Source organism: uncultured Chryseobacterium sp. (assembly GCF_913776365.1).
Taxonomy (GTDB): domain Bacteria; phylum Bacteroidota; class Bacteroidia; order Flavobacteriales; family Weeksellaceae; genus Chryseobacterium.
Genome location: NZ_CAJYMO010000292.1, coordinates 1 through 3,496 on the forward strand (window position 1 = coordinate 1; position 3,496 = coordinate 3,496).

Consider the following 3,496-nt stretch of genomic DNA (forward strand, 5'->3'; position numbering starts at 1 on the left):
ATAAAAACATCATTTCATCATGAAGAAGTTCATTTTTACCGCTCTTTCCCTGGTTGGGTTCGCTACTGTAAACGCTCAGCAATCTGCACAGGCAGTTACTCTCAATGTAAGATTAAAACCGATCCAGACACTGGTTGTTAATACAGCCCAGAAAATCGTTAACCTTGATTATTCCACAAAAGACGATTATGCAAACGGGGTATCTTCTGCCAATGCAGATCATTTAAGCGTATACAGCACCGGAGGATTTCAGGTAAAAGTGAAAAGCGCAACCGCTGCTCTGCAGAACGGTGCCAAAAACATCCAGGCCAATACCATCCAGGTAAAAGCCAGTGCAGGGACAGATCCTGTTGCAGGAGCCCAGTATGCACAGGGAGTACAGCTGTCAGCCAACGAAACCACCCTGGTAACTTCCACTGTAGGCGGAGTGGATAAAAAGATCAGCATCGAGTACAAAGGTGCAGGTGCCAATGCTTATCTGGATAATTATATTGCAGGACAAACCCCGACGGTATATACGACGGAACTGACCTACACTATTATTTCCCAATAATATGAAAAACTTACTGAAATATTAAAATATATAAGGTGTTACAACGTAAATTGTAACACTTTTTGTGTAATTTTAGTAGTAAATTTCTGTAATGAAAAGACTTCCTTTTATTTTACTTTACGTTCTGGTATTTTTCAGCGGCCATTTCAGTGCCCAGACAGGTGTTTCCGTATCTCCGCCCAGGCTGTACTTTGAATCCGGACTCGGAAACAGCAATACCCAGAAGGTCACCGTAACCAATGTCAGTACCAAAAATTCACTTGATCTTGCCGTGAGCTTAGGAGACTGGGAGTATAATGAACGGGGAGAAAATATCATGTCTGCAGCCAATACGCTTCCCAATTCATGTGCCGGCTGGGTATCCGTAAAAAAAGAGGACAATTATTTCACCCTTGCTCCGGGACAGCGAAAGGATATTGATGTCACCATTACCGTTCCTTCCGCATTGCAGGATAAAGCCCCGACCCATACCGCCGTGCTGTATGTGAGCCAGATGAATCCGGTGGATGATGTAGACAGCAAAGGAGCCAGTATAAAAGTAAGCATCCGGTCAGGAATCAAGCTCTTCCACAAATTGCCCGCTGCAAAAAACAAAAAACTCGAAATACAGAATCTTGCCTACGCAAAAGCAGGAAAAACACTTGATCTCAGTTTCGACAATCAGGGTGATGTCTGGGCAGACGGCAAGATAACGACAGATCTTGTCAACACCCAAACCGGTAAAAAAACCGCACTGGACGCCATTATTTTTTACACCATGCCGGGGAATAGAAGGGAAGTCAGCATTCCGCTGCCTGCCGGCCTTGAAAAAGGCAAATATACCGCCTCGGTAATGATTGATTATGGCGACCGCGATAATCTTGAGCTGGGTGAATTAAACTTTGTATATGAATAACAGGAAGATATTTTCATTGATCCTTTTGCTCTGCTTCTGGATTCACTGCCTTTCACAGGTGTCTTACAGTTCATGGATCAACGGATATATGTCGGTAAGCTCCTATGGTGGAGGTTCCATCCCGGATGCCTATACCGCCAGTTTTTCTGGTAACGGGTATCTGAATGTTCCGTATTGGAGGCTTTCGGTCAGGCTGAAACAGCCGGTGACTTCTACGGACGGTAACCATACGCTGCCGGCCAATAAGCTTTCATTCAGTCCGGTATCATCTTCCGGGAATGCCTATCCGTATGCCGTGCCTACGATTTCACAAATCGGGATGCCGCTGAATGTAATGATGCAGGAAGGACAGGAGATTTTCCTGGTGCCCCAGTCCAATGCGGCTATGTACAACTTTCCGCTGCTTTTCTTCGGATATTATTATAACCTTCAGCTCCGTTACAGCCTGACGCTGGCCGGTGGTGCCTATCTCGGGAACTATCCTTCGTGGACCACTTTTGTGGCGCCCATGCAGTTTACTGCCTACGACCGGTACAATAATGTCATCGGAAGAATGGATCATGTCTACCAGTTCCAGATCGGTACGCTTTCCGGTACACCGCCGGATGTACCGGAAATGTCACTGAAATTTTCTGCCAATGCAGTAAACGGGGCCCTGGAGTTCAACAGCCGGAATGATTATGCCAACGGCGTAAACGTTTCCTACTCGAATGCCCTCACCGTACGCAGCAATACCAATTATCAGATCAAAATAAGATCGCTTCAGAACAATTTTACATCACCGGCCGGAAATACCCTTCCGCTGGATGCCGTAAAGCTTACGCTCGCTCCGGTAAACGGTAACAGTGCCTCGGTCTATCCCATTGCACTTGCTTCCTGGCAGCAGCTGGCCGCCAAAGGAGGATACACCCAGGGTTCAAATGTCTATTACGATATCAATTATTCCACCAGTGCCAATGACCAGCGGTTCATGAGTGCCAAATCGGAAGATTATTCCACCACCCTGCAGTTTGAGATAACCCCACAGTAAACCTCCATCAATGTCCTACGATCTGCTCAGAAAAATAGCGTCTGTTTTTTTGATACCGCTCGCCTTTATCATCATCCCTGCACAGCAGACTCCCGGTATAGCGATGGAAGTCCGCAGTGAATCCGGTATGGCTGAACGGACCCTCGTGGATTTTACCATTGTCCTGAAAAATAATGAGCCGGTCCTTTTCAAAGGGAAAATCAATATTCATGCACCGGAAGGCATAAGGCCGGCTTCCTTCAACGGTATAGCAGCCGAGCTCGGACCGGGTGAAACGGTGTTCCTGCCGGTAAAAATGGTGGTCAGCAACCAGGCCACTGCCGGTACGAAGAAAATACAGTTTGATCTTACAGGTCCGGACAATACGCTCATTGCTGAAAAAGCGGCCGCTTTTACCGTGGCAGAAAATACATTGCTGAGGATTACGGCAGAAAACCCCGTACTGTATATCAACAATATGAGGGATTCCATAGAAGTGAGGGCCAGGGTTTCCAATCTCGGCAATACACGCCAGAACGTAACGGTAGTATTCAAAATCCCGGAAATCACGCAGGAAAATATTTTCGTGGAGCGAAGGGGCAGTGTAGCCGTACAGAAAGATTCTGTTTTTATCTTCAGGTTCATGCCTTCCGGTCCGCTGGCAAGAAGCTCCCGGTTCAGCATAAGCATTGCCGGGTTCCGTGAGCCCGAGAAAGAGATTTTCGGTAACGCTTCGGTATCCGTTCAGAATGTCGCCTCATCGCAGCGGTATCAGGATCTGCAGAATACGGTCATTACAGATTACAGGAGAAACAGCAGTACAGCGGCCTACAGGCGGGTAGGGGAGAATATCAATATGTATCAGGTGATGGGCTCCGGAGGCTTCAACCTTCCGTCAGGCTCCGTCTTCATCAGAGGGAATGCATACACGCTGAACAACCAGGGCGACCCCGTCATCACCAATACCTACGCTACCTACAGGCGCTCCCGCAGCGAATATACCCTGGGAAACATCAGTAAAATCATGGAAATGTCACTC

At 47.3% G+C, this 3,496-nt stretch carries 4 protein-coding genes; all 4 read left to right on the forward strand.

Going from position 1 to position 3,496, the window contains the following annotated elements:
• Positions 1 to 19: 19 nt before the first annotated feature.
• Positions 20 to 553, forward strand: coding sequence for a hypothetical protein (locus QZ735_RS15300; RefSeq protein WP_294250072.1), 534 nt, complete (start codon positions 20 to 22; stop codon positions 551 to 553).
• Between the two features lie 91 nt (positions 554 to 644).
• Positions 645 to 1,448: a molecular chaperone gene (locus QZ735_RS15305; RefSeq protein ID WP_294250075.1), complete on the forward strand. Its 804-nt coding sequence runs from the start codon at positions 645 to 647 to the stop codon at positions 1,446 to 1,448.
• A complete protein-coding gene (locus QZ735_RS15310) occupies positions 1,441 to 2,478 on the forward strand; it encodes a hypothetical protein (protein WP_294250079.1) in 1,038 nt (345 codons plus the stop codon). Before QZ735_RS15305 ends, QZ735_RS15310 begins: the two co-directional genes overlap by 8 nt.
• Positions 2,479 to 2,488: 10 nt before the next feature.
• Positions 2,489 to 3,496, forward strand: a 1,008-nt coding sequence (locus QZ735_RS15315; RefSeq protein WP_294250082.1) for a hypothetical protein, incomplete at its 3' end; no start/stop codon positions are given.